Below are 23,130 nucleotides of genomic sequence, written 5' to 3'. Positions count from 1 at the left end.
TCGCGCTTATCGTGATATCCCTGCTTGCGTTCCTCATCGTGTTGGGGTCAAAGTACTAAAGGCCCTGAACACACTCATCGAGCGTGGTTCTGACTAACAGGCGCACCCTAAACTCGTTGCGGGCGGGCTGAGCAAGAGCGAAGTTGGTTTCATAGGTGGGCATCTTAAGAGAGCGTTCCGGTAGAGGAAAAGGCCTTGAAAGCGCAGAGTAGTAAACCTTCAGATTCGGCGATGTTGCGTTCTCCCCGGCTTATCGGCTGGGGGCTGGTCGTGGTTGCTTTTGTTGTTGGGTATCTGATGTGGATAGTCGGCCGGACGTGGTGGTGGCCGTCGGTGATCGTCGCCGGCATTGTTTTGCTGGCCATCTTCGCGGTTGATTGTTACTTGGCGTTTAAAACCAAGAAATACGACTTGTACGCGGCGGCGCTACTGGCCGTTCTGGCACCGGCAGTCGTCATCAGTATCTCGTTTGGATTCTTTTTCTCCGGTCCACCGAGCTAGGAACTGAAGCCCGGACTGGTGTTAGAGGTTGGATTAGAAGCCAGTAGGCCTTTGCACAGCAGTTGTGCTAGGACTGGGTGGAGGCTCGCTCACTGCGGGCCCCGGACGAGGGAGCCGTACCCGGGAAGGCGACAAGACGGCCAGAAAGAATCATGGCTTGGTTAATCCTTGTTGTCTCCGGTGCCTTTGAAGCGGTGTGGGCGGTGGCGCTCGACCGCTCGGAGGGGTTTAGCAAACTGGTGCCCACCCTGGTCTTCTTTGTCGCCTGCGCCATTTCCATGGGCGGGCTGGCTTGGGCCTTAAAGACCCTGCCGGTGGGCACCGGCTACGCGGTCTGGGTAGGCGTGGGCGCCGGCCTGACCGTGGTGTATTCCCTCGTGACGGGGCAAGAGCCCTTCTCCATGCTGAAATTGCTGTTCCTGGCGATGATCGTCGGCGGCATCATCGGGCTGAAAGCCATCAGCTAGCTGCTGCCTAGAGGCCCACGGAGCGTTTGACGTCGCGTTCTACCTGCCCGGGCGAAGGGACGTCGGGAGCCGGGATATCGGGGGAGGGGAGATCCGGTTCCGGGAGATCGGGCACGCGCGGCTTCGGGAGGTCGGGGGCGCGGAGTTTTTCCGGCGGGATGTTGGGGATTTTGGGCAGGCCCGGCTCGGAGAAGCTGATCCCGGGCCGCGGTGCTGGCCGGGGCGGGGCGCCAGCCGGCCCGGCGGGCCCGCGCTGGTGGCGTGAGTGCGGCGCGCCGGGGTTGCCCGGGTGCGGCTTAGTGGAGGACTCGTCGGGGCGGTCGGGCTCTGTGGGGCCGGTGGGGGTCTCGGCATCGTCGGCCGCGGCGGCATCGTTAGCGCCGGGCAGCTGCGGCGCGCGCACTGGGGAGACTTCCCCATCGAGGGTTGTCGCGTCGGGCGCGGTGGAATTGGAGCCGCTGAGCGCGGAGTCGGAGCCCGGCGACCAGGGGCGCGGGTTGGAGTCCGCCGCCGACGTGGGGCGGGTTTCCTCCCGCGCGGGTTCGGCGGTCTGGCAGGCGGACAGGCAAAGGGTAGCGGCGATGGCAAAGGCGGCTGTGCGGTAGCGCGGCAGCATGAAAGATTCCCCCGAATGTTTCTCGATTACTTTGTGTGCGTAGTCGGTGATTCAGTGCGTTGGCTGAGCGTGCTGTGTGCGTGTGTTTTCCCCGAGCAGGTGGCAGGTCCGGGCCACCCAGTTCGCTCCAGCCGCCACCCTAGCGCAGGGCGGCGGAGCACGCAGGGCGGGTGCGGGCGGCTACAACTTTTGTATAGCGCGAAAACCCGTAGAATGTGGGCTATGCCTACTTCTAGCGCCATGACAACGTCCAAGTCCGCCGAGCTTTTCGCACGAGCGGAGAAAGTGATCCCCGGCGGGGTGGATTCCCCGGTTCGGGCGTACGGTTCCGTCGGCGGGCAGGCCCGCGCTATTGCGCAGGGCAAGGGCTCGCAGCTGTGGGACGTGGACGGCAACACCTATGTGGACCTGGTCAGCTCCTACGGGCCGATGATTCACGGCAACGCGCACCCGAAGATCGTCGAAGCCGTGCAGTACGCGGTGGAAAAGGGCCTGAGCTTCGGCGCGACCGCTGAGGCCGAGGTGCAGCTGGCCGAGACCATCGTGGGCCGCACTGCCGTCGACAAGGTGCGCCTGGTCAACTCCGGCACGGAGGCCACCATGTCCGCGGTGCGCCTGGCCCGCGGTTTCACCGGCCGCCCGAAGGTCTTAAAGTTCGAGGGCTGCTACCACGGCCACGTGGACGCTCTGTTGGCCGCGGCCGGCTCCGGCGTGGCGACGCTGGGGCTGCCCGATAGCCCGGGCGTGACCGGCGCGCAGGCCCAGGACACCATCGTCGTGCCCTACAACGACCTGGAGGCCGTCCGCCAGGCTTTTGCCGAGAACCCCGGCCAGATCGCCTGCATCATCGCCGAGGCGGCGGCCGGCAACATGGGCACCGTCGCCCCGGACGAGGGCTACAACGCCGCGCTCAAGGAGATCGCGCACGCCGACGGCGCGCTGCTCATCCTGGACGAGGTCATGACGGGCTTCCGCACCTCCCACCAGGGCTGGTACGGCGTCGACCACGTCGCCGGCGACCTGGTGACCTTCGGCAAAGTGGTCTCCGGCGGGCTGCCCGCCGCAGCCTTTGGTGGCCGCGCCGACGTGATGGACTACCTCGCCCCGGTCGGGCCGGTTTACCAGGCCGGCACGCTGTCCGGTAACCCGGTGGCCATGGCCGCGGGCCTGGCCTCGCTGGAGCTGGCGGACGAAGAGCTCTACCCGCGCCTGCAGCAGCAGGCCGACCGCCTGGAAAAGCTCATCCACCGCGCCTTGGAGCGCGAGGGCGTGGCCCACCACGTCCAGCGCGCCGAGTCGATGCTCTCCATCCGCTTCGCCGAGGGCGAGGGCCGCAACTTCGCCGACATGCAGACGGCCGAGACCTGGCGTTTCACCCCCTTCTTCCACGCCCTGCTGGAAGGCGGCGTCATGGTTCCGCCGAGCGCTTTCGAGACCTGGTTTGTATCTGACGCGCTTAGCGACAATGATTTCGAGAGGATTGAAAACGCACTTGCCACGGCAGCGAAGGTCGCTGCCGCCGCAACAAAGGAGAACTAGTGACTGCCACCATCGTCCACCTGGTCCGCCACGGCGAGGTCTACAACCCGGGCAAGATCCTCTACGGCCGGATCCCGGGCTACCACCTGTCGTCCCGCGGGCACTCCATGGCGGCGCGCACGGCCGAAGTCTTCCGCGGCCATGACGTGACGTACCTGGCGGCCTCGCCGCTGCAGCGCACCCAGGAAACCGCCCAGCCCATCTCCAAGGTCACCGGCCTGGACGTGGAGCTGGACAAGACCATCATCGAGTCGGGCAACCGCTTCGAGGGCCTGCGGACCAAGGGCCTGCGCTCCCAGCTGTGGAACCCGCGCCGCTGGCCGCTGATGCGCAACCCGCTCGAGCCGTCCTGGGGCGAGCCTTATACCCAGATCGCGGATCGGATGATTAACGCGGTCGAGCGCGCCCGCGACAAGGCCGCCGGCCACGAGGCGGTGCTGGTCTCCCACCAGCTGCCCATCGTGATGGTCCAGCGCACCGTGCTGGGCCTGCGCCTGCCGCACGCCCCGTGGGCGCGGGAATGCGATCTGGCGTCCGTGACCTCCCTGGTTTTCCAGAACGAGGAGATCACTGACATCTATTACTCGTCCCCGGCCCACCAGATCTAGCCTTCTGGCCTCGTCTTTAAGTTCTTTAGCTGCCCATTATTAATTCAACGGTCTATTTTCCCGGCCTAGATTTTCAGGTGTATATGTCTTCCAAGTTTGTTGCCGCCGCTGCCGCGCTGATCGCGGCGGCGCTGACCCTGCCCGCCTGCCAGCAGTCGGAGGAAAACTCCAAGAACGCCGTCGCCACGGGGGAGACCTTCGAGTTCATCACCCCGGGCGGGCAGACGGAGATCCGCTACGCGCCCGAGGAGCGCAAGCCGCTGCAGGAGTTCAGCGGCGAGGACCTGATGAACGAGGGGGAGACCATCTCCCTGTCGGACTTCGACGACCAGATCGTGGTGCTCAACTCCTGGGGCCAGTGGTGCGCGCCGTGCCGCTCCGAGTCGGACGACCTGCAGCGGGTGCACGAAAAGCTCCAGGAAGACAAGGCCGGTACCGTCTTCGGCATCAACGTGCGCGACTACAACCCGCAGATTTCGCGCGACTTCAAAGAAGACAACGGCCTGGAGTACCCGTCCATCTATGACCCGCCGTTCAAGACAGCGGCGGCGCTGGGTGGCGTGCCCACCGCGGTCGTGCCCACCACCATCGTGCTGGACAAGCAGCACCGCCCGGCCGCCGTCTTCCTGCGCGAAATCACGGACCAAGACCTGCTGGAGGTCGTCGAGGAACTAGAGCAGGAGTCCGCCTAGCGTATGGAGACACAGCTAATCGTGGCCCAGTCGGGCCTGGGGCAGACCTTCGCGGACACCGCCGCGGCCGGGCCCATCCTGTTAGGAATCATCGCCGCGGCCGCCGCCGGCCTGGTCTCTTTCGCCTCCCCGTGCGTGGTCCCGCTGGTGCCCGGGTATATCTCCTACCTGGCCAGCGTGGTCGGCGGGGAGGTGACTTACGACGCGGAGTACGGCGCCCGCGTGGGCAAGCGCCGCCAGTGGGCGGTGGTCGGCGCGGCGCTGCTGTTTATCCTCGGCTTCAGCGTGGTCTTCGTGCTGGCGACGGTCTCCGTCTTCGGCGCGATCTCCGTGCTGACCTTAAACGCTGACACGCTCATGCGTATCGGCGGCGTGGTCACCATCCTCATGGGCGTGGTCTTTATGGGCCTGGTGCCCGCGCTGCAAAAAGACACCCGCTTGTCGCCCAAGCGCTGGACCACCTGGCTGGGCGCGCCGCTGTTGGGCGGCGTTTTCGCCCTGGGCTGGACCCCGTGCCTGGGCCCGACCCTGGCCGCCATCATCTCCGTGTCCGCGGGCACCGAGGGGATGACGGCGCTGCGCGGCACCATCCTCATCATCGGCTACTGCCTCGGCCTGGGCCTGCCCTTCCTGCTCGTGGCGCTGGGCTCGGCCCGGGCCATGCGCACGATTTCCTGGCTGGGTAAGCACTCGCGTACCGTGCAGTTAATCGGTGGCGTGGCCATGGTCCTGGTGGGCCTGGCACTGCTGACGGGCCTCTGGGGAGAATTCATCAACTGGATCCGGCAGTGGACCGTGGAATACGGCGCGACCCTCATTTAGTTAAGGAGCATTCGTGAAACAGATCGGCACCTGGCTCAAGCGGGGCTGGAACTGGCTGACCAGTATGCGCACCGCCTTGGCGCTGCTGTTTTTGCTGGCGGTCGCCGCGATCCCTGGCTCCCTGCTGCCGCAGCGTGACCTCAACGAGGCCAACGTCAACGAGTTCATCGAGACCAACGGCACCATCGCCGAGATCTACGACAAGCTGCAGCTTTTCGACGTCTTCTCCTCCACGTGGTTCATCGCCATCTTCGTGCTGCTGACCATCTCGCTCATCGGCTGCATCCTGCCGCGCTCGTGGAATCACTACAAGGCGTGGAAGACTCAGCCGACCCGCCCGCCCAAGTTCCTGACCCGCATGCCGCTGCACGCCGAGGGCACCTCGGAGCGCGGCATCGAGGAGCTCAGCGACAAGACCCAGGCGATGTTCAAGCGCTGGCGCGTGGCCCGCTACGAGCCGGGCGAGGATCGCGCCGGGGCGCTGGCCTTTTCGGCCGAGCGCGGCTACTCCCGCGAGCTGGCCAACCTGATTTTCCACGTCGCGCTCGTGGCCATGCTGGTCACCATCGCCGTGGGCCGCATGGTCTACTACGAGGGCCAGGTCATCGTGGTCACCGAGTCCGGCAAGCACGTTTCTGCCTCCGATGCCGAGCAATCCACCGAGTTCTGCAACACCTCGACGTCGAACTACGACTCCTTCCGCGCCGGCCCGCTCTTCGACGGCACGGGGCTGCACCCCTTCTGCCTGGTCGCGCACGATTTCACCGCGGACTACCTGCCGAACGGACAGGCGGAGATGTTTACCTCGAACGTCTCCTACGCCGAGGGCGAGGACATCTACGCCAGCGAAGAAGCCTGGGACGACTACGAGCTCAAGGTCAACCACCCGCTGCGCCTGGCCAATAACCGCGTCTACCTGCAGGGCCACGGCTTCGCGCCCACCGTGACGGTAGAGTGGCCGGACGGGGAGAAGCGCACGCAGACCATGCAGTTCCGCCCGGACGATCTGACGAACTTCCTGTCCTCGGGCGCCATGCGCTTCGACCCGCCGGCCGGCGTGTACCCGGACCTCTACGAGCGCCGCCAGAACCAGCTGGCCATCCAGGGCCTGTTCGCGCCGACGGCCAGCTGGTCCGGCGAGAACGGCGAGCTGCTGTCCTCGTCCTTCCCGTCCATGATGGACCCGGCGCTGGCCATCGACATCTACCGCGGCGACGCGGGCCTGGACACCGGCACGGCGCAGTCCATCTTCTCCCTGGACTCGACGCTGATGCACTCGGGCGCCCTGCAGAAGCTGGAGCGCGTCAACCTGGGGATGGGCGAGTCGGTCACGCTCGACGACGGCACCAAGGTCACCTTCGACGGCGCCAACGAGTTCGCCAACTACCAGGTCTCCTACGACCCGATGCAGTTCTGGGTGCTCGTCTCCGCACTGGTCATGCTGGCCTCCCTGGTCGGCTCGCTGGTCATCAAGCGCCGCCGCGTGTGGGTGCGCCTGCGCCCGAACGCCGACGGCACCACCGCCATTGAGATGGCGGGCCTGTCGCGCACGGACCGGGCCGGCTGGTCGGAAGAGTTCCACGTGCTCTACCGTGAGCTGCTGGAGCTGCCCGATCCGGAGGAGACGGAAGAGGACGAGCTCTACGATTACGAAGACAGATAATCCTCTCCATCTAAAGTTGGATTCCCGTGCTGGCCAGGGGTAGTCTAATCTGCGAACGCAATCTGTCAGAGTAGGTGTGTATGCCGGTCGATCAGAACCTGTCGAACTTTTCGGACATCGCGGTACAGACCGCGTTTGTCATCTATATCGTCGCCCTTTTCATGTCCCTGATGTACTACGGGCGCATGAAGAGCCTCTTGGAGACCCGCCGCGCGGCCCAGGAAGAAAAGGCGAAGGGTCGCAAGGAAAACAAGGAGCTCGCCGCGGTGGGCGCCGGGTCTAGCGACGCCGCCGCCACCCCCGTCGGGGCCTCGGGCGCCGAGCCCGCCCCGACCGCGGACGAGGTTGCACACCGTGAGCGCCGCGCCGACAAGATTGGCAACATGACCCAGTCGCTCATCTGGCTGGCCGTGGTCCTGCACCTGGTGGCGATTGTCCTGCGCGGCCTGGCCACCGGCCGTTTCCCGTTCGGCAACCTCTACGAGTACGTCCTGATGGTCACCGCCGGCACCATGGTCGTCGCCGCGATCTCCCTGCAACGCAAGCAGTGGCGCCCGCTGTGGCCGTGGCTGCTGACCCCGATGTTGGCCCTCCTGTTCTACGGCTCCACCAAGCTGTACGCGGAGTCCGCCCCGGTCGTCCCGGCGCTGCAGTCGCACTGGCTGCCCATCCACGTCACCACGGTCTCCGTGGGCGCGTCCATCGGTATTGTCTCCGGCATCGCCTCGATTCTGTATCTGCTGCGCCGCGCGCAGCCCAAGGGCGAGGAGCATGGCTTCCTGGGCACCATCACGATGATTTTGCCCTCGGCGAAGAAGCTGGACCAGCTGGCCTACCGCTTGGCGGTCATCACCCTGCCCACCCTTGGCTTAGGCATTGTCCTGGGCGCTATCTGGGCGGAGTCCGCCTGGGGCCGTTTCTGGGGCTGGGACCCGAAGGAGACCGTCTCCTTTGCCACCTGGATCCTCTACGCGGCCTACCTGCACATGCGCGCGACCCCCTCGGCCCGCAAGTACGCCCCCTGGGTCAACATCCTGGCGCTGGCCACCATGATCTTCAACCTGTTCTTCATTAACATGGTGGTCTCCGGCCTGCACTCCTACGCGGGCCTGAACTAGCCGCGAGCTTCCCACTAGCTCACTCCCACTAGCTCATTACTGCCGCGATTGGTGGCGGGAGGTCTACCGAATGGAAAACCGCACTCGTAACAAGCCCGGCAAGCCGGCCGGGGACAATCCGCAGTTGCTGCACTTGGGCGAGTACCTGGCCCGGTGCCGCCGGGAGCGCGGCATCCTGCAGCAAAAGCTCGCCGAGGACGCGGGCGTGTCCCGCTCGACGCTGCACACCATCGAGCACGGCGGCACGGGCGTGCGGTGGGAAAAGGTCGCGGCCGTGGCCCAGGCGCTGGGCCTGGAGCTCACGTTTAAGGACGCGTCCGAGTAGGCCGCACCCACATGCCCGCGGGGCTTAGGTCTCGTCCTGCGGGGGCTGCTGCCGGCGCTGGCGTTCCTGCTGGCGGCGCTGCTCGGCCTCCCGCGCCTCCCGCGCGCGGCGCTCCTTGAAGCGCTGCTTCTCAATGTTCCACAGGAACTCTTCGTCATCATCCGGGCCCTTGATCTGCTTGGGGCTTGGGGCGCGGTTATCCGCCTGGATTTCGGTCCGCTTGCCCCACGTGCCGGGGCCGAAGGCCTTCCAGACTAGGATGACGGCGGCAACGATGAGGAGGAGAAGGATGAGGCGTCCCATGCCCTCCATAGTACTTAACCAAAAATTAACCGACTAGCTTAGGCGAAGGTAAAATGTCTGACGTGTCAGCCCACGATAACGAAGCCCAGAACCGCCCCGCGGCGACCCCGGAATCGACTCCCACGTCGGCCCCGGCTCACGATGCCACCCCGGCCACCCCGGCTGCCCCGGCAACCCCGGCGGGCGCCGCCCGGCCGGCCGGCCAGGCGGGTGCGGCGCAGGCTGCCGATGCGGCTACTGCCGCCGCGGGGGAGCGGGGCGAGCACGAGCCGCCCAAGCCCGACCCGGAGCTGCGCTCTGCCTCGCGCAAGGCGATGGCCAAGTACGGCCTGGCCCGCCTGGTTCTCTTCCTGGTCCTGACGGCGGTCATCCAGGGCCTGGCCATGCTCATTGGCGCCCCGGTGCCGCTGATCCTCTCCGCGCTGTTGGCCCTGTTCCTGGCGCTGCCGCTGTCTATGCTCATCTTCACCAAGTGGCGGCTCGAGGCCACGAATTCGCTGGCCGAGTACTCCCGCCAGCGCAAGGCCCACAAGGCCTGGGTCCAGCGCGAGCTGGCCGGCCGTAACTAGCGGCCGAAGAGGAAGGCTACCACCAGCATCACCGGCAGCGCGGCGAAGGTGGTCAGGAAGACCACGTCGCGGGCGACGGTCTGGCCGCGCTGGAAGGTGGCCGCGTAGTTGTAGACCTGCTGGGCCGTGGGCAGCGCGCAGAGGATAACCGCGGCGTAGGTGGCGTCGGCGCTCAGGCCGAAAATGCTCGCCAGGCCGAAGGCCGCCAGCGGCATGCCCACCAGTTTCAGCAGCGTTGCCGTCGCGGTGGGGCGGCGCGCGGAGGGATCGGAAAGCACCGCGGAGGTCTTCAGGGAGGCGCCGAAGCTCATCAGGATCATGGGGATGGACGCCCCGCCCAGCAGGCCGATGGGCTCCATGATGGGCGCCGGGATTTCCCAGCCGCGCCAGGCCACGATAAAGCCCAGGAAGCTGGCCACCACCATGGGGGAGAGCAGCCCGGTCTTGATCCCACCCAGCAGGGACTTGCCGCCCAGCGCGCCCAGGATGAGCGGGGTGAACAGAACCATCTGGATGAAGACGACGGGGATGGCATACGTGGAATCGCCCAGCACGTAGGTGCTCACCGGCAGGCCGATGTTGACGGAGTTGAAGTAGCTGGCCGCGGCCGCGCCGGAGGCGATATCCGGCAGGGACTGGCGGAAGTGCAGGGCCGCGTAGACGGCAGCGACCACGACGGTCGCCCCGATGACTACCAGGATGACCGGGGAGAAGACCACCCCGGGATCCGAGCGCGCCACGGAGTGGAAGAGCAAAGCCGGCGTCGCGGCGTAGAAGGCCACCCGGTTGAACATCAGGCGCTCGCGGTCGGAGCCGATGACCCCGCGCACGGCGAGCAGCCAGCCGACGAAGATGACGGCCAGGATGATGGCGAACCCGGTGATAACCCCTAGCATCTAGCGCACCTTTCCTGCAGTCGGTGGATCCTGCCTAGACGATGATCAGCGCGATGGCTACGACCACGGCCCAGATGAGCATGGCCCGGCCGGCCATGCCGAGGATCGGGATGAGCTCCCGGCCCTGGGCGCCGCGGTTGACGGTGCGCACCGCGCCGAGCGCGAACGGGAAGTAGACCAGGCCCAGCAGCGCCAGCCAGGAGTCGAAGGCGATGCCGATGGTCAGCAGCACCGGCAACAGCAGGAGCACGGTAAACAGCAGGCGGGCGCGCTCGTTGTCCAGGGTGACGGCCAAGGTGATCTTGCCGGTGGCGGCGTCCGAGGGGATATCGCGGATGTTGTTGGCCAGGTTGACCGCGGAGCTCATCGCGCCCACGCCCACGGCCAGCGCGAGGCCGGTCCAGGAGATGCGGCCGGCCTGGGTGAACTCGGTGCCCAGCACGGCCACCAGCCCGAAGAAGATGAAGACGGCGACCTCGCCGAGTCCGCGGTAGCCGTAGGGGTTCTTGCCGCCGGTATAAAACCATGCGCCGGCGATGCACAGCGCGCCGACGAGGATGAACCACCAGGCACCCGCCCACAGGGACAGGATGATGCCGGCGATGCCGGCCACGGCGAAGCAGCCGAAGGCGGCGTACTTGACGTGGGCGGGCTTGGCGAGCCCGCCGCCGGTGAGCCGCTGCGGGCCGGAGCGGTCATCGTCAGTGCCGCGAATGCCGTCGGAATAGTCGTTGGCAAAGTTGACGCCGATGATGAGCGCCCAGGCCACGATGAGCGCGAGCAGGGCCCGCCCGAGGTGGGCCTGGCCCAGCGAGGCGGCCGCGCCGGTGCCGGCGACGACCGGGGCGAAAGCGTTGGCCCAGGTGTGCGGCCGGGCCCCTTCAATCCAATCCGCGCGGGTGGCGGAGTACTTCTTTCCAGCAGCTGACATACAGCCCATTGTGCCACGCGCTCGGTTAGCGCTTTAACTAACTGCCGTCCCAGAGCCAGCCGGAATCCCAACTTACCCACCCGAAAGCACTAGTTCCGACCCGGCGAAGTCAACTTCCCCACTTAACTTCCCACTTAACTTCCCACAGTGTTATGTTAAATGGGAAGCTAAGTGGGAAGCTGGCGGAAGCGGGATAGGATGAACGAGAACGAGCTGGCGACTTTAGTCGCGAATCTGCGCCTCATAGGCACTGATGAGCAATCGGTTGAAGTTAAATCTGGCGTGGGTAAGAGCGTCCGCGAGTCTTTAAGCGCGTTTTCTAACGGCGACGGCGGGCTATTGCTTGTCGGACTTACTGAAGACTTGGCCTTCCAGCCGATTGAGGGGTTCGATGCGCGAAGAGCTCAAGACCAGCTTGAACAGCGCTGCCAGCAGCTAACTCCACCTGTGCGCCCCACAATCGATCTGATTCCCTTCGAGGGAGAGGTAATCCTGGCCGCTAAGATCGAGGCCCTTCCTAGCCGCGATAAGCCTTGTTACGTAACGGACCAAGGCAAATACGGCGGGAGTTATGTGCGCACTGGCGACGGTGACTTACGCTTGACGAACTACGAAATCGATCGTCTTGTGGAAGAGCATGCGCAGCCAAAGTGGGATGAAGAAGCCGTTGTCGAGGCAGGCGTAGATGATCTGGGTGATGCCCAGTTGTCCAGTTTCCTTGCCTTGCAGGAGAAACGCCGCCCTAAAACCTTCGCTGAGGGGCGTGATCTAGCGCTGAAGAGGTTGCGCATTACGAAGGGCAGCAATCCTACTTTGGCTGCGCTGCTTGTCATGGGCGAATACCCGCAGGAGTTCTACCCCCGGCTGACGGCCACCTTTGCTCTTTTTCCTGGTACAGACAAGGCAGAAGTGGCCACTGGCCACCGGCTGCTCGACAGCCAGACCATCACGGGAAGTATTCCAGAAATTGTTCAGGCAGGCGTGGCGGCTGTAGAGCGGAACATGCGTACAGGGGCGCTAATTGGAGATGTCTTCCGCACCGATGTCCCGGACTATCCGCCTGTTGCGGTACGAGAGGCACTCGTCAACGCGTTGATGCACCGCGACTACTCGCCGGCCAGCCTGGGCGCGCCGGTCCAGATCAATATGTTCGTCGACCGGCTGGAAATTACCAGTCCAGGTGGTCTCTACGGCGGGGTATCGGTGCGCACGCTCGGTGCACCAGGAGTTAGCTCCACAAGAAATCAGCGTATTACTACCTTCCTCGAAGACATCCCACTGCCGGGAGGCGGGGCTGTGGCGGAAAACCGGGGGACAGGAATCCCCACTATTCAACGTTCGCTAGCGGATGCGCTGATGCCCCCGCCGACTTATCTCAACCGAATCGACAGTTTTACGATCACCTTCCACCGGCGGCGAGTGGCCTCTACTGAAAGCTACGGGACCGCCCGTGATCAGGTTCTCGCACACCTGGAAAGCTATGTATCGGCTTCAACGACTGAGACTGTACATGCTACGGGGTTGAGTAGAACTGCAGTCCAGAAGGCGCTAAATGAATTAATTGCTGAAGGCAAGGTGGAGCGGACCGAGCCGACGAGGAGCCCGCGTCAACGTTATCGGCTTGTGCGCCGTTAGTCGGAGATTAGCCGGGTTTACTACTTCCCACTCAGCTTCCCACTTAACTTCCCACAGTGTTATGTTAAGTGGGAAGTTGAGTGGGAAGCTGGTGTAGTAGCCATGTTCTATTGTGCTCAGATGTGGCGTCGGGTGTTCTGGCGGCTGCGCCACGCATAGACACCGAGGGCGGCGGCGAAAACCACGGCGTTGGCTACGGTCATGGCGGCGGAGGTGGCAGCCTGGAGGTGGTAGGCGGCCCAGAAGCCGGCGATCGCCGTGCCGGTTGCTACCAGGCAGGCGAGCCCCAGCATGGGCAGCACGCGGTGGGCCAGCAGCCGGGCGGTGATGGCGGGGAAGACCATGAGCGCGATGACCAGCATGGCGCCGGCGGCGTGGAAGGCCGCGGTGGCGCTGAACGCCACCAGGGCCATGAACGCGGTGTGCAGGCCGCGGCCGCCTATTGCCTGGATGCGGCAGAACTCGGCATCGAAGGAGCTGGCCGTCAGCCGCGGGAAAGCCACGGCGACAAAGGCGGCGTTGATGATAAGCACGGTCAGCATGACCCAGAGGTAGTTCGGGTTGGCGAAAACCGCCAGGTTGAGATCACCGACCAGCACGGTGTGCACGTCCAAGTGGACGTGGGACATCTTGGTCGAAATCAGGATGGTGCCGAAGGCAAAGAGGGCGGGGAATACCAGGCCCAAGGAGGCATCGCCGGTGACTAGCTTGGCGCGGCCGAGCCACTCGGTGAGCAGGGCGACGGCCAGCCCGCCGAGCGCGGCGGTCAGCAGGAGCCAGGGTGAGCCGATATCCGCGGTGAACAGGTAGCCCACGGCGATGCCGGGCAGGACCGCGTGGCCGATGCCGTCGATGACCATGGACTCGCCCTTCAGCACGACAAAAATGCCGGGGATAGCGCAGGCCAGCGAAGTGAGGATGGCCAGCAAACAGGCGGAAAAAGCGAGACTCATGCGCGCACCTCCTGGCGGCGGCTTAAGCCTGTGCGGGCGAAGGATACGGCCACGAGGGCGGCCTGGACGAGGACGATGACCGGGCCGGTGGGCAGCGGTCCGTAGGCAATGGAGATATAGCACCCGACCGCGGCGGCCAGCCCGCCGAAGGCGGCAGACAGGGCAATGAAGGGGAGCAGGCGGGTGGTCCACTGCCGGGCGGCGGCAGCCGGGGCGATGACCACGGCCACCATCAACACCACGCCGGAGACCTTGACCCCGGAGACCGTGACCACCGTGAGCGCGAGGAAGCTTAACCAGTCCAGCACCCGGACAGCCAGGCCGGCCACCTGTGCAAAGGAGACGTCAAAGACGACGGCAGACTGTTTATCGTGTACCCAAGAAAGAATCAACAATGTGCCGACGCCAATGACGAGTATGAGGCTCACATCGGCGCGCGTGAGGGTGGAGGCATTCCCCAGCAGGTAGTCCTGGATGCCGGCCTTGCCGGGCAGGGGGTGGCGGGAAATGTACTGCATCAACAGCATGCCGAGTGAGAAGAATGTGGTTAAGGTGGCCGCCATGGCCGCGTCCGGGCGCAGCGGGGTGTGGCGTACCAGGGCGTTGATGATCGCCACGGCGAGCACCCCGGAAAGCACCGAGCCGACGACGAGCGCCAGCGGGTTACGGCCGTTTAGCCCCAGCATGGTGGCGGCGAGGAAGGCGACGAGCAGGCCGGGCAGGGCGGAGTGCGAGATCGCATCCGCCAGCAGCGACTGGCGCCGCAGGTAAATCAGCGGCCCCAGCGCCCCGGCGCACACGCCCAGGCCCACGGTGCCAACGAGGGCCTGCGTGTAGGTGTAGTTGTCTAAGAGATCGAGCGGGTTCATGCAGGCAACCCGAACATCTCATTGACCACGGAATCCTGCAGAGCCTCAGCCACCGGCCCGGTGGCCAGCACGCGGCCGTGGCCGAGGGCTACCACGTCGTCGCAGTAGTGGGTGACCTCCGCGAGGTTGTGGTGGACCAGCAGGACCGCGGCGCCGTCGTCGCGCCGGGCGCGGATGATGGCCATGATGGCGTCCTGGCTGGCGGCGTCCACGCCGGCGAAGGGCTCGTCCAGGATGAGCAGGTCGGGTTCATTCACCAGGGTGCGCGCCAGAAGCGTGCGCTGGCGCTGCCCGCCGGACAGCTGCCCGATGGGCATGCGCGCATGACTATCCATCCCGGTTTCGTGCAGGGCCTTCGTCACGGCCGCGCGGTCCGCGCGGCTGGGCCACTGCCACCAGCGCAAGCGCGGCAGCCGGCCCATGCGCACGACATCAGCCACGGTGGCGGGGAACTGCCAGTCGACGTCCGTGTGCTGGGGCATATAGCCCAGCCGTTGGCGGAAGCGGTCGAGGGACTGTCCGTCGAAGGACAGCTCCTCCGCCGCCAGCGGCTTGATCAGCCCGGTGAGGGTCTTGACCAGCGTGGACTTGCCCGCGCCGTTGGCGCCGACCAGCCCCGTAATCGCCCCGCGGCGCAGCGCGAAGGAGGCGTCTTTAAGAATTGCGTGCCTGCCGTAGCCGGCGGTCAGGTGGCTGACGCGGAGCATCGCCCGCTCGCAATCGCCGTTGCTGCGTGCCCGTGGCACCTGGTGAAGCGTGGACATTCTAGGACAGCGCCTCCGCAACGGCCTCGGCGTTGTGCTGGAAGGCGCCCAGGTAGGTATCCGTCGGCGCGGTCGGGCCCAGGGTATCGGCGAAAAGCTCCTGGTCGGAGACGTGAACGTCCCAGCCGCGGGAGTGGACCGCCTCCTTCAGGGAGGTAATGGCCTGCGGATTGGCCTGGTTGTCCTGGAAGATGACCGGCACCTTCTCCTTGGCGATGGTGTCGGCCAGCTCGGAGATCTGCGTCGGTGACAGCGCGGCCTCGGTGGTGACGAAGTCCGTGGCGTGGACCTCGAAGTTGAAGGTCTTGCCGAAGTAGTTGAAGGCGTCGTGGCCGGTGATCAGCACGCGCGGGTCGGCGCCTTCTAGCGCCTTTTCGGCCTTCGAGTGGGCGTCGGCGATCTTTTCTTCGTAAGAGTCGGCGGCCTTTTCGTAATCCGCGGCGTTGTCCGCATCGATCTCGCCGAGCTTGTCGCCGATTTCGTCGACCACTTGGGACCACAGCTGCGGGCTGTTCCAGATGTGCGGGTCGTAGAGTTTTTCGCCCTCCGGGCCCTGTTCCGGCCAGGGCAACAGGTCGCGCTTGTCGAGCTTCTCGCCGACGCCCAGCTGTTTGTCGCCCAGGGACTCGAGCTGGTCGATCATCTGGGCCTCGAGGTGCAGGCCGTTCCACAGGACCAGGTCGGCGTCGCGCATGGCCTCCATGTCCTGGGTGGTGGGCTGGTAGGTGTGCGGGTCGCCGCCCGGGCCGACCATGGTGGTGACCTCGGCGTCCGGGGCGATGTTGTGTACGGCGTCGGCTAGGTAGCCGGTGGTGGCGAAGACGGTCAGGGGTGTGCCCGCGCTGCCCGCCGATCCGGTGGATTCCGCGGAGTCGGACGAGCAGGCGGTCAGGGTGGCAGTCAGGGTAGCCAACGTCAGGGCCGTAGCGGCCAGGGAAGTGCGACGTTTCACCGTGGGTGCCACCTCCTTTCAAGAATATGGAAATGAATGTCGAAGTTCAATGGGTTGAATAACTAAGACCGTACACAGTGAACCCCGCGCTCTGCAACGAGCTAGCTAAAATAGCCCCCATGCATGTCAGCGATCTGCCCGAACGCACGCAGGACTACCTGAAGGTCCTGTGGGACTATGAGGAACGCCACGGCGAGGGCACCCCCATGGCGCTAGGTGAGCTCGCCACCGCGCTGCAGCAGAAGCTGCCCACGGCCTCCGAGGCGGTCAAGCGCCTGGCTAAGCAGGAGCTCGTGGTCCACGAGCGCTACTTCGGCGTGGGTCTGACCCCGACCGGCCGCGAGCTGGCCGTGGTGATGGCGCGGCGCCACCGCCTGCTAGAGACCTTCCTGGTGTGCACCCTCGGCTATAGCTGGGACGAGGTCCACGCCGAAGCGGACGCCCTGGAACACGCCACCTCCGATCGCTTCGTCGACGCTATCGATGCCCACCTGGGGCACCCGGTCCGCGACCCGCACGGCGATCCCATCCCGCGCGCGGACGGCAGTTCGGAGCCGCTGTCGCCGCAACGCCTCGCCCAGGCAGAACCCGGGGCAGAGGTGCTCCTCGAGCAGGTCAACGACTCCGACCCGGAGCTGCTGCGCTACCTCGACCGCTTTTCCGTGCACCCGGGATCGGCCTTGCGCGTGGTCGCCGCCCCCATGGCCGGGCTGTTAGAGGTGGCAACCTCCGCTGGGGCCACCTTCACCGTGGCCGAGGGCGTGGCCCAGGAAATGGTCGTCCGGCCGGCAGGTAACGACGGCTAGACTGGGCAGGTATGACTTCCCGCGTAGTTTTAGGCTGTACCTCCATGACCCCGCACTCCTACCCGGATTCCCCGCGCCGAGCGGAGATGGTCGACGTCCTGCGCGGCGCGCTGGAGGCCGGGGTGGATACCTTTGACACCTCGGAGATCCAGGGCCCGTTTACCGGCGAGGAACTGCTGGGCGAGGCCCTGGGCGGTCGCGGCACCGTGGTCACCAAATTCGGCTGGGAGATAGAAGGCGGCACCCCGACCGGCCGGCTCAACTCCCGCCCGGAGGTTATCCGGGCCAGCGCTGAGGGCTCGCTGCGGCGCCTAGGGAGGGACCAATTGGACGTCTACCTCCAGCACCGCGTGGACCCGCAGGTGCCCATCGAGGAGTTTGCGGGTACTGTCGGCGAGCTCATCCAGGAGGGCAAGGTCGCCCGTTTCGGCCTGTGCGAGGCCGCCCCGGATACCATCCGTCGCGCGCATGCGGAATGCCCGCTCAGCGTTATCCAGCACGAATATTCCCTGTGGACCCGTGGCCCGGAGGCCACCGTCCTGCCGGTCGCCCGCGAGCTGGGCCTGGATTTCATGGCCTATTCCCCGCTGGGCAAGGGCTTTTTGGCCGGCTCGGCCCAGCCGAACGATGACTCCTCGTCGCCGCGCCTGCACGCGGAGAACTTCGCGGCGAATAGGCAGCTGGCTCAGGCCCTCTTCGCGCTGGCCGAGGAGTGGGGGATGACCCCGGCGCAGCTCGCGCTGGGCTGGCTGCTGGCCCAGGGCACGGATATCTACCCGGTGGCCGGCAGCACCAACCTGGAGCGCATCCGCGCCAACGCCGCGGCACAGCCGCTGGACCCGGCCCAGGTCGAGGCCGTCGATGCCGCCGTGGCCGCCCACCCCGTGGCCGGCGCGCGCTACACGGACAAGCACCTGTCGTTTATGGATGCTGGCCTGGAAAACTAGGCCGGCGGCACAGCCCTAGCCGGCGCTATCGGCCTAGCCGGCGACGGCCGGCTCGCGGACTGGGACGGGCGTCGCCTTGGGCGGGCTGAGGCGCCGCAGCGCGGCGGCCAAGACCAGCTCGATTGGCCCGCGGGAGAACTTGGACAGCCACAGGCGGCTAAAGACCACCAGGAAGGCGCAGATGCCCAGGTAGATGCCCAGCACCCACCAGGTCTGCCCCCGCCCGGAGATGCGCTGGGTCATCCCCAGGCCGAAGTCATAGAAGATCAGGGACGCCAGGATGTTCTGCAGGATATAGCAGCTCAGGGCCATCCGGCCGACGGCTTGGAGGCAGCGGCCGATAACGCCGGCGTGGTTGTTCTTGCGCACGTAGAACTCCGCCACGGCGGCCAGGATCCCGAAGGCCGCGAACGAGGAGGTCAGGTAGCGGGTAATCGCGCTGGCGTCCATGGTGGCAAAGGCGCGCAGGGCCCAGTCCAGGGGTAGGCCGACGCCGAAGGCGAGCAGGAGCACCCGGCGGCGCAGGCGAGATTGCGCGGGGAGGAAGAGGCCGGCGCGGTAGAGGCGCGCGCCGATGAGGAAGAGGGCAATGCCCATGGCAAACATGATGGCTACCTCGTAGCGCCCGCTCCAGAAGCCCGCGAGGCGGTCCTGGACCATCGGCCAGTAGTGCGAGGTGTCGGGGAAGAGCTCCTCCCAGATGTTTGCGTCATCGCCCATCGCGTTGAGATCCATTTGGGCCGCGTGCTTGCCCTGCCAGTTGCTCACGGTGATAAGTCCCAGGACCACCAGGTGGACGCTCAGCGAGAGGCCGATGGCCCAGTTCTGGACCTTCTCGCTGCGGGCGAGCAGCCCGGCTACGACCAGCGCGATGAGGCCGTAGCCCATGAGCACGTCGTAGGAGAAGATGAAGATGTAGTGCAGCAGGCCTTCGAGGACCAGAAGGCCCGCCCGCCAGCGGTAGCCGCCGGGCCAGGGGAGGCCGCGGCGCAGCGCGGACTGGCGCTGGATCTCCATGCCGATGCCGAACATGATGGTCAGCAGGCCGAGGAATTTGCCGTCGCTGACCAGGTAGAGGAGGAAGTCGACGAGCAGCTCGTCTTTCGGTCCGGTGGCGGTGCCGGTGAACCAATTCGTGACCTCCTGCGCCATGGTGGAGGTGGAGAGCACGGTGTCGAAGTCCCGCGCCAGGTTGGCGAAGATCCAGATATTGGTGAGCAAGGTGCCCAGGATGGCGACGCCGCGCAGGACGTCCAGAGCCACAATGCGAGACGCCGGCAACGCCCCGTGTCCTTTATTCATGTAGAGCCTTCTTTCTGCTTCGAATTGACTGAGCAGAAACTCTAAACGCGACGGGTGGAAAGTTACTGGGGCTAGCATGCGCGCTGGCCCCGAAGATGCCGCTAACTAGCCCTGGAAAAGCTGGATGATTGCTTGGCGGTTGACCTTGCCCGGGCCGGTGGTGGGAAGCTCGTCCATCCGGCGCAGATCCTTGGGCAGCTGCCAGCGTGGGGTATCGGTTTCCTCGAGCGCGTCGATGATGTCCCCGCGGGAGGCCCAGCCGGTGTAGGCGGCCACGATGGCCTGGCCCAGCCGCGGGTGGGGGACACCGACCACGCAGACGTCGTTGACGCCGGGCACGGACTGGATGGCGCGCTCGAGCACCTCGGGGTGCAGCTTCAGCCCGCCCGAGTCGATGATGTTGTCCAGGCGGCCGGTGACCTCCAGCCGGGCGGTCTCGCCCTGGCCGTGGAGGAGACCGCCGTCGGAGGTGGCGAACCAGCCGGGCCGGGCGAAGGCCGGGTGATCCGGCACGTTGCGGTAGCCCTGGGCGATGGTGGGCCCGCCCAGGTAGATGCGGCCGTTGTCCACGGCGACCTGGGTGCCGGGCAGGGCCTGGCCGTCGTAGACGCAGCCGCCGGCGGTCTCGGAGGAGCCGTAGGTGGTCACGACGGCGATGTCCAGCTTGGCCGCGGACTCGGCGAGCTGCGGGTGCAGGGCCGCGCCGCCGACCAGGATGGCGTCGAAGGCGCGCAGCGCCTCGATGCCGGCCAGGGAGTCTAGCGCCTTGCCCAGCTGCATGGGGGTCAGGCCGGTGTAGAGGCGATCCCCGGTGCGGTTAAGTTCTGCGGCGGCGTGGGCGAAGGCGTCCACGTTGAAGCCTTCCGTCAGATCCAGGCACCAGGGATCCACGCCGGCGACGAGCGATCGGACCAAGACTTGGAGGCCGGCGATGTGGTGGGCGGGCATCGCCAGCAGCCACTGGCCGGGCCCGCCCAGGCGCTGGTGGGTGGCGTCCGCGCTGGCGACCAGGTTGACCGCGGTTAGCTGCGCGCCCTTCGGGGTGCCCGTGGACCCGGAGGTGGGTACCACCAGGGCGATGTCGGCGTCGATGGGCTGGCCGCAGCGCTGGGAATTGGTCAGCACGGTGGTCTTGGCGCGGTCCGTGGCGGGCACGGGCAGAAAAGACTTATGCCCCGCTATCGCCGCCTCCAGGTCGGGGAGGATGGCGGCGGGCCGGTCGGGGTGGACGGCTAGCGGGGCGAGGAGATGAGTCACGGTCACATAGTTTAGCCGCGGGCGGCGCGTTTGCCGAAGAAGATGCGGTCCAGGGAAATCTGGCCGGCGCCAACGGCGACGAAGGTGAGGGCGGCCGCGGCGATTGCGCCGACGAGCTCCCAGCCGCCACCGTCGATGAACAGGCCGGAGGAGAAGTGGTTGGCGAAGACGCCGGCGCCGATCATCTGCAGGACGACTAGGCCGCTGACCCAGCGGGTGAACAGGCCGGCGATGATGAGGATGCCGCCCACGAATTCGATGACGGCTGCCACGACGGCGGCCAGGCTGGCGGCCGGCACGCCCATGGCGTCGAAGGAGTCGGTGGTTCCGGCAATTCCCCACTCGCTGAACTTCTGCCAGCCGTGGCCCATGAGGATAATGCCGAGGGCAATACGGGAAACAAGGAGGGTAATAGAGCTGCTGATTCTCATGGCCAACACTTTACATTTTAACTAATGTGCTGTCCATTCCAGAGAGAAAACTTGTTGAAAAGTCCGCAAAAATTATCGCAGACACATCAGAATTTATTAAGCGTACGGTTGGGCTTTTGGCACTTCCGAAGAATGCTGACAACCGTCCCGTTGTAGTCATCGGCGCTGGCGTTTGGGCCAGCGCACCTCTTTGATGCTTTCCGTCCGCGGCGGAGTAGTGCACTTGCCCGACCCCGTCTCCCCGGAGGCCCTCGATAGGGCCAAGGCCTATATCGACGCCAACCTGGAAGAGCACGTGGCCAACTTCAACGAGACCAAGGGCGGCGGCTTTTCCGCCGGCGAGGTCAAGTACTTCAACGACAACAACGAGGCCGCCCGTGGCGCCTGGCTGGTCATCGAGGCCGTCCCCGAGGTCGTCGATATCAAGAACGACACCTACGAGGGTCTTAAGGACGCCCTCGACGACGATGCCGTGTTGGCTACCAACTCCTCGTCCTACGCGTCGAGCACCTTCGTGGACCACGTCAAGGATCCGACCCGCTTTTTGAACCTGCACTTCGCCATGCCGCCGGTGCAGAACTTCATCGAGATCATGGGCTCCGGCCAGACCGACCAGGAGCTCTTCGACTTCATGCTGGAGCACATGGCCACCTACGGCCTGCAGGTCGTGCCGGTGTACAAGGAATCCACCGGCTTTGCCATCAACCGCGTCTGGGCCGCCATCAAGCGTGAGGTCCTCACCGTCCTGGGCGAGGGCGTCTCCGATCCGGAGGCTATCGATGCCGCCTTCAAGGAACTGACCCAGGGCACCGTCGGCCCGGTGGAGATGATGGACCGCGTCGGCCTGGACACGGTGCGCAACATCGAGCGCCACTACGACGACGAGCTGCCCTGGACCCCCGACCCCCCGCTGGAGCTGCTGGACAAGATGGTCGACGACGGCAAGCTCGGCCTGAAGTCCGGCGAGGGCTTCTACCGCTGGGAAAACGGCCAGCCGCAGAAGTAGCGGCTAGTAGTAATAGGGGAAGTCGTCCCAGTTGGGCTCGCGCTTTTCGAGGAAAGCCTCCTTGCCCTCGACCGCCTCATCGGTCATGTAGGCCAAGCGGGTCGCCTCCCCGGCGAAGACCTGCTGGCCCATCAGGCCGTCATCGGTCAAGTTAAACGCGAACTTCAGCATGCGCTGCGCGGTGGGGGACTTCATGTTGATTTCGCGGCCCATTTGGATAGCCGTGTCCTCGAGCTCGCCGTGATCGGCGACCTCGTTGACCGCGCCCATCTCGTACATCCGCTGGGCGTCGTAGGTCCGGCCCAGGAAGAAGATCTCGCGCGCGTACTTCTGGCCCACCATCTTGGCCAGGTAGGCGGAACCAAAGCCGGCGTCAAAGGATCCGACGTCCGCGTCGGTCTGCTTGAAGCGCGCCTCCTGGCGGCTGGCGACCGTCATATCGCAGACCACGTGCAGCGAGTGCCCGCCGCCGGCCGCCCAGCCGTTGACCACGGCGATAACCACCTTCGGCATGGTCCGAATCAGGCGCTGGACCTCCAGGATGTGCAGGCGCCCGCCCTCGACCTTCTCGCGCGCGGTATCCACCGTGGACTCGTCCGCCGTGGCGTCATCGTGCGCGTGCTCCGTGGCGTAGCGGTACCCGGAGCGACCACGAATACGCTGGTCGCCGCCGGAGCAAAACGCCCAGCCGCCGTCCTTCTGGCTGGGCCCGTTACCGGTCAGCAGCACCGTGCCCACATCAGGCGTGCGCCGCGCGTGGTCCAGCACCCGGTACAGCTCATCCACCGTGTGCGGCCGGAAAGCGTTGCGCACCTCCGGCCGGTCAATCGCCACGCGCACAATCCCATCCGCCCGGCTCTCCCCGCGCAGCCGGTGGTAGGTCACATCCGTCAAGTCCTCGAAGCCGGCAACCGGCGCCCACATCTCCGCCTTGAACGGGTTGTCCGTGCTGTATTTCCTTTGCTCAGTCATGGTCTCGACTGTAGTCAATCCCGACGGACAAAAGGCGTGCGGGCACCGCTCTAAACCCGGCTCCATGAAAGAGGGCCAGAAGAACCGAAGTCCAAAAGAATAGAAACCTACAAGCGAACCAGAAAACCTCAAGCCCCACGGTTGACTTCACCAAACCCTGAAGTAAACTTGTAAACCTCAAGCCGT

Annotated in this window: 26 protein-coding genes and 1 riboswitch; of the genes, 14 read left to right on the top strand and 12 right to left on the bottom strand. The window is 65.8% G+C overall.

Annotated features, from left to right (window positions below; all coding sequences use genetic code 11):
- The first annotated feature begins 195 nt into the window (after positions 1-195).
- Together VVR85_RS10740 and VVR85_RS10735 are read left to right on the top strand one after the other, a co-directional pair.
- The gene (locus VVR85_RS10740; RefSeq protein ID WP_368520868.1) at positions 196-501 is read left to right on the top strand and encodes a hypothetical protein; all 306 of its coding nucleotides are present in this window, start codon (positions 196-198) and stop codon (positions 499-501) included.
- 79 nt (positions 502-580) lie between these two features.
- Positions 581-646: riboswitch (guanidine-III (ykkC-III) riboswitch) on the top strand.
- Between the two features lie 7 nt (positions 647-653).
- On the top strand, positions 654-968 hold the full coding sequence (locus VVR85_RS10735) for a multidrug efflux SMR transporter (RefSeq protein ID WP_368520867.1): 315 nt from the start codon (positions 654-656) through the stop codon (positions 966-968).
- A 7-nt stretch (positions 969-975) separates the two neighbouring features.
- Here the strand turns inward: VVR85_RS10735 and VVR85_RS10730 are convergent, their stop codons facing one another.
- The gene (locus VVR85_RS10730; RefSeq protein ID WP_368520866.1) at positions 976-1,584 is read right to left on the bottom strand and encodes a hypothetical protein; all 609 of its coding nucleotides are present in this window, start codon (positions 1,582-1,584) and stop codon (positions 976-978) included.
- A gap of 213 nt (positions 1,585-1,797) precedes the next feature.
- Between VVR85_RS10730 and hemL the strand changes: the two genes are divergently transcribed.
- The 7 genes from hemL (at position 1,798) to VVR85_RS10695 (ending at position 8,351) form a co-directional block, all read left to right on the top strand.
- A complete protein-coding gene (gene hemL / locus VVR85_RS10725; protein ID WP_368520865.1) occupies positions 1,798-3,123 on the top strand; it encodes a glutamate-1-semialdehyde 2,1-aminomutase in 1,326 nt (441 codons plus the stop codon).
- Positions 3,123-3,731 carry a histidine phosphatase family protein gene (locus tag VVR85_RS10720; protein ID WP_368520864.1) on the top strand — a complete coding sequence of 203 codons (609 nt, stop codon included), beginning with the start codon at positions 3,123-3,125 and terminating at the stop codon, positions 3,729-3,731. Before hemL ends, VVR85_RS10720 begins: the two co-directional genes overlap by 1 nt.
- 83 nt (positions 3,732-3,814) lie before the next feature.
- Positions 3,815-4,423, top strand: coding sequence for a TlpA disulfide reductase family protein (locus tag VVR85_RS10715; protein ID WP_368520863.1), 609 nt, complete (start codon positions 3,815-3,817; stop codon positions 4,421-4,423).
- A 3-nt stretch (positions 4,424-4,426) separates the two neighbouring features.
- The gene (locus VVR85_RS10710; protein ID WP_368520862.1) at positions 4,427-5,245 is read left to right on the top strand and encodes a cytochrome c biogenesis CcdA family protein; all 819 of its coding nucleotides are present in this window, start codon (positions 4,427-4,429) and stop codon (positions 5,243-5,245) included.
- A 64-nt stretch (positions 5,246-5,309) separates the two neighbouring features.
- Positions 5,310-6,908: a cytochrome c biogenesis protein ResB gene (locus VVR85_RS10705; protein WP_368520898.1), complete on the top strand. Its 1,599-nt coding sequence runs from the start codon at positions 5,310-5,312 to the stop codon at positions 6,906-6,908.
- Between the two features lie 80 nt (positions 6,909-6,988).
- Positions 6,989-8,026, top strand: a complete 1,038-nt coding sequence (ccsB, locus tag VVR85_RS10700) for a c-type cytochrome biogenesis protein CcsB (RefSeq protein WP_368520861.1) — start codon at positions 6,989-6,991, stop codon at positions 8,024-8,026.
- 70 nt (positions 8,027-8,096) lie between these two features.
- Positions 8,097-8,351: a helix-turn-helix domain-containing protein gene (locus tag VVR85_RS10695; protein ID WP_368520860.1), complete on the top strand. Its 255-nt coding sequence runs from the start codon at positions 8,097-8,099 to the stop codon at positions 8,349-8,351.
- Positions 8,352-8,375: 24 nt separating this feature from the next.
- Here VVR85_RS10695 and VVR85_RS10690 read toward each other — a convergent pair whose 3' ends face one another.
- Positions 8,376-8,654 carry a hypothetical protein gene (locus tag VVR85_RS10690; RefSeq protein WP_368520859.1) on the bottom strand — a complete coding sequence of 93 codons (279 nt, stop codon included), beginning with the start codon at positions 8,652-8,654 and terminating at the stop codon, positions 8,376-8,378.
- Between the two features lie 314 nt (positions 8,655-8,968).
- Between VVR85_RS10690 and VVR85_RS10685 the strand changes: the two genes are divergently transcribed.
- A complete protein-coding gene (locus tag VVR85_RS10685) occupies positions 8,969-9,223 on the top strand; it encodes a DUF4229 domain-containing protein (protein ID WP_368520897.1) in 255 nt (84 codons plus the stop codon).
- On the opposite strand, the gene VVR85_RS10680 is transcribed toward VVR85_RS10685, so the two are convergent.
- The gene (locus tag VVR85_RS10680) at positions 9,220-10,119 is read right to left on the bottom strand and encodes an AEC family transporter (protein WP_368520858.1); all 900 of its coding nucleotides are present in this window, start codon (positions 10,117-10,119) and stop codon (positions 9,220-9,222) included. The genes VVR85_RS10685 and VVR85_RS10680 overlap by 4 nt on opposite strands.
- Before the next feature lie 34 nt (positions 10,120-10,153).
- The gene (locus VVR85_RS10675) at positions 10,154-11,050 is read right to left on the bottom strand and encodes a 1,4-dihydroxy-2-naphthoate polyprenyltransferase (RefSeq protein ID WP_368520857.1); all 897 of its coding nucleotides are present in this window, start codon (positions 11,048-11,050) and stop codon (positions 10,154-10,156) included.
- A 198-nt stretch (positions 11,051-11,248) separates the two neighbouring features.
- Between VVR85_RS10675 and VVR85_RS10670 the strand changes: the two genes are divergently transcribed.
- The gene (locus VVR85_RS10670) at positions 11,249-12,685 is read left to right on the top strand and encodes an ATP-binding protein (protein WP_368520856.1); all 1,437 of its coding nucleotides are present in this window, start codon (positions 11,249-11,251) and stop codon (positions 12,683-12,685) included.
- A gap of 116 nt (positions 12,686-12,801) precedes the next feature.
- Here VVR85_RS10670 and VVR85_RS10665 read toward each other — a convergent pair whose 3' ends face one another.
- Genes VVR85_RS10665 through VVR85_RS10650 form a run of 4 tightly spaced genes read right to left on the bottom strand, consistent with a single transcriptional unit; the run spans position 12,802 to position 16,223 of the window.
- Positions 12,802-13,638, bottom strand: coding sequence for a metal ABC transporter permease (locus VVR85_RS10665; RefSeq protein WP_296202307.1), 837 nt, complete (start codon positions 13,636-13,638; stop codon positions 12,802-12,804).
- A complete protein-coding gene (locus tag VVR85_RS10660) occupies positions 13,635-14,507 on the bottom strand; it encodes a metal ABC transporter permease (protein ID WP_368520855.1) in 873 nt (290 codons plus the stop codon). Before VVR85_RS10660 ends, VVR85_RS10665 begins: the two co-directional genes overlap by 4 nt.
- The gene (locus tag VVR85_RS10655; RefSeq protein WP_368520854.1) at positions 14,504-15,271 is read right to left on the bottom strand and encodes a metal ABC transporter ATP-binding protein; all 768 of its coding nucleotides are present in this window, start codon (positions 15,269-15,271) and stop codon (positions 14,504-14,506) included. Before VVR85_RS10655 ends, VVR85_RS10660 begins: the two co-directional genes overlap by 4 nt.
- A 1-nt stretch (position 15,272) precedes the next feature.
- Entirely contained in the window at positions 15,273-16,223 is a 951-nt protein-coding gene (locus tag VVR85_RS10650; RefSeq protein ID WP_368520853.1) for a metal ABC transporter substrate-binding protein, read from the bottom strand.
- 119 nt (positions 16,224-16,342) lie between these two features.
- On the opposite strand from VVR85_RS10650, the gene VVR85_RS10645 reads away from it, so the two are divergent.
- Positions 16,343-17,029: a metal-dependent transcriptional regulator gene (locus tag VVR85_RS10645; protein WP_368520852.1), complete on the top strand. Its 687-nt coding sequence runs from the start codon at positions 16,343-16,345 to the stop codon at positions 17,027-17,029.
- Between the two features lie 11 nt (positions 17,030-17,040).
- The gene (locus VVR85_RS10640; RefSeq protein WP_368520851.1) at positions 17,041-17,976 is read left to right on the top strand and encodes an aldo/keto reductase; all 936 of its coding nucleotides are present in this window, start codon (positions 17,041-17,043) and stop codon (positions 17,974-17,976) included.
- A gap of 33 nt (positions 17,977-18,009) precedes the next feature.
- Here VVR85_RS10640 and VVR85_RS10635 read toward each other — a convergent pair whose 3' ends face one another.
- The 3 genes from VVR85_RS10635 to VVR85_RS10625 all read right to left on the bottom strand — a co-directional run bounded on the left by VVR85_RS10635 (position 18,010) and on the right by VVR85_RS10625 (position 20,966).
- Positions 18,010-19,278: a DUF418 domain-containing protein gene (locus tag VVR85_RS10635; RefSeq protein ID WP_368520850.1), complete on the bottom strand. Its 1,269-nt coding sequence runs from the start codon at positions 19,276-19,278 to the stop codon at positions 18,010-18,012.
- A gap of 105 nt (positions 19,279-19,383) precedes the next feature.
- Positions 19,384-20,535 carry an o-succinylbenzoate--CoA ligase gene (menE, locus tag VVR85_RS10630; RefSeq protein WP_368520849.1) on the bottom strand — a complete coding sequence of 384 codons (1,152 nt, stop codon included), beginning with the start codon at positions 20,533-20,535 and terminating at the stop codon, positions 19,384-19,386.
- Between the two features lie 11 nt (positions 20,536-20,546).
- The gene (locus VVR85_RS10625; RefSeq protein ID WP_368520848.1) at positions 20,547-20,966 is read right to left on the bottom strand and encodes a DoxX family protein; all 420 of its coding nucleotides are present in this window, start codon (positions 20,964-20,966) and stop codon (positions 20,547-20,549) included.
- A 172-nt stretch (positions 20,967-21,138) separates the two neighbouring features.
- Between VVR85_RS10625 and VVR85_RS10620 the strand changes: the two genes are divergently transcribed.
- On the top strand, positions 21,139-21,972 hold the full coding sequence (locus tag VVR85_RS10620) for a 3-hydroxyacyl-CoA dehydrogenase family protein (RefSeq protein ID WP_368520847.1): 834 nt from the start codon (positions 21,139-21,141) through the stop codon (positions 21,970-21,972).
- A gap of 3 nt (positions 21,973-21,975) precedes the next feature.
- Here the strand turns inward: VVR85_RS10620 and VVR85_RS10615 are convergent, their stop codons facing one another.
- Positions 21,976-22,944, bottom strand: coding sequence for a 1,4-dihydroxy-2-naphthoyl-CoA synthase (locus tag VVR85_RS10615; protein ID WP_368520846.1), 969 nt, complete (start codon positions 22,942-22,944; stop codon positions 21,976-21,978).
- Positions 22,945-23,130: the final 186 nt, after the last annotated feature.

The organism is Corynebacterium sp. LK2590 (genome assembly GCF_040946105.1).
GTDB lineage: Bacteria > Actinomycetota > Actinomycetes > Mycobacteriales > Mycobacteriaceae > Corynebacterium.
Note: the sequence above shows the minus strand (reverse complement) of the source record. Positions and strands in the feature narration are given on the sequence as shown.